Here is a 2,257-nt window from a genome sequence, read left to right as displayed (position 1 = left end):
ACCTTCAGCTCGTCACTGAGCTCCGGGTCGATCACCGTTCCCACCACCACAGTGGCGTTCTCGCCCGCCAGCTCTTCGATGGTGTCACCCACTTCCTGGAACTCACCCAGAGTCAGATCAAGACCGGCGGTGATGTTGACCAGAATACCCTTGGCGCCCTGCAGGTCGATATCCTCCAGCAGCGGGCAGCGGATGGCGGCTTCAGCCGCTTCGCGGGCTCGATCTTCGCCGCGCGCCACGCCGGTACCCATCATCGCCATGCCCATTTCCGACATCACGGTTTTCACATCGGCAAAGTCGACGTTGATCATGCCGGGACGGATAATCAGGTCGGCGATCCCTTGAACCGCTCCTTGGAGAACGCCGTTGGCTTCTTTGAAGGCATCGATCAGGGAGGCGCTCTTACCCATCACCGCCAGCAGTTTTTCGTTGGGGATGGTGATCAGGGAGTCGACGTTTTCAGCCAGGGCGCGGATCCCTTCGTCGGCCACTTTCATCCGCCGGCGACCTTCGAACGGGAAGGGTTTGGTGATCACGGCGACGGTGAGGATGCCCATCTCTTTGGCGATCTCGGCGACGATGGGGGCACCACCGGTGCCGGTACCACCACCCATGCCGGCGGTGATGAACACCATGTCGGCGCCTTTGATCATCTCGGCGATCCGTTCACGATCCTCCAACGCGGCCTGACGGCCGATCTCGGGGTTGGCACCGGCACCGAGGCCTTTGGTCAGGGTGTTGCCTACCTGCAGTACGCTGGCACCATCCAGACGCTGCAGCGCCTGGGCGTCGGTGTTGGCACAGATAAAGTCGACCCCTTCGATGTCGCTGCTCAGCATGTGCTGGACGGCGTTGCCGCCTCCACCGCCAACGCCGATCACTTTGATCACCGCGCTCTGGGGTACGTTGTCCACCAGTTCAAACATGATCCCTCTCCCCTTTCGTAAATTCGCTCTGTTAGTGCGTTCTGTTCAATGGTTGGCTGGTACGGGTTATTGGGTTCCCGCTGCAAGCCCGTGCTTGTTTCCGTTCGGTCTCAGAAGTTGTCCTGAAACCAGCTTTTCATCCGTTCCAGCATGCTGGGGCCCTGTTCGACCGACTGCTGGGAGGTGTGCGGATGCTTCCGCAGTTCGTTTTCGGCATACAGCAGCAGTCCGACGCCGGTGGCGTAGATGGGGCTGTGCAGGATGTCGTCGAGGCCGTCGACCCCGTGCGGGCGCGCCAGGCGCACCGGCATATGAAAGATCTCTTCGGCCAGTTCCACCGCGCCTTCGATGCGGGCGGCACCGCCGGTGAGGACGATGCCGGCGGCGACCAGGTCTTCGAACCCGGAGCGGCGCAGTTCCGCCTGGATCAGGGTGAAGAGTTCGTCGTAGCGCGGCTCGACCACTTCGGCCAGGGCCTGGCAACTGAGGTCCCGCGGCGGGCGGTCGCCGACGCTGGGTACCTTGATGATATCGTCGGCGCTGGCCAGCTGCGCCAGGGCGCAGGCGTATTTCACTTTGATCTCTTCGGCGTGCGGCGTGGGGGTGCGCAGCGCCATGGCGATGTCGTTGGTGACCTGGTCGCCGGCGATCGGGATCACCGCGGTGTGACGGATGGAGCCGCCGGTGAAGATGGCGATGTCGGTGGTGCCGCCGCCGATGTCGACCATGCACACGCCGAGCTCTTTTTCATCTTCGGTCAGTACCGAGTAGCTGGAGGCCAGTTGCTCCAGCACCACGCTGTCGACTTCCAGGCCACAGCGGCGGATACACTTTTCGATATTCTGGGCGGCGTTGACCGCGCCGGTGACCAGGTGGACCTTGGCTTCGAGGCGCACGCCGGACATGCCGAGCGGTTCCTTGATCCCCTCCTGGTTGTCGATCACGTACTCCTGCGGCAGGGTGTGCAGCACTTTCTGGTCGGCGGGAATGGCCACTGCCTTGGCGGCTTCCAGCACCCGTTCCATGTCGTGGGCTTCCACTTCACGGTCACGGATGGCGACGATGCCGTGGCTGTTCATGGAGCTGATATGGCTGCCGGCAATACCGGCGGTGACCGAGTGGATCTTGCAGCCAGCCATCAGTTCGGCCTCTTCCACCGCGCGCTGAATGCTGCTGACGGTGGATTCGATGTTGACCACCACCCCGCGCTTCAGCCCTTTGCTCGGGTGTGAACCTACGCCCACCACCTCGATCCGACCGTCGACGTCCACTTCCGCCACCAGCGCCACCACCTTGCTGGTGCCGATGTCCAAAGCCACGATCATGTTGTT

Annotated in this window: 2 protein-coding genes; both read right to left on the bottom strand. The window is 62.6% G+C overall.

The window, feature by feature from the left end; all coding sequences use genetic code 11:
• Positions 1-926, bottom strand: a 926-nt coding sequence (ftsZ, locus tag JJQ76_RS17790) for a cell division protein FtsZ (protein ID WP_210398310.1), incomplete at its 3' end; no start/stop codon positions are given.
• A 110-nt stretch (positions 927-1,036) separates the two neighbouring features.
• Positions 1,037-2,257, bottom strand: a 1,221-nt coding sequence (ftsA, locus tag JJQ76_RS17785) for a cell division protein FtsA (RefSeq protein ID WP_210398309.1), incomplete at its 5' end; no start/stop codon positions are given.

Origin of the sequence: Motiliproteus sediminis, assembly GCF_017912535.1 — a bacterium.
Lineage (GTDB): Bacteria > Pseudomonadota > Gammaproteobacteria > Pseudomonadales > Balneatricaceae > Motiliproteus > Motiliproteus sediminis.
This window is presented reverse-complemented; position numbering and strand designations above follow the sequence as displayed.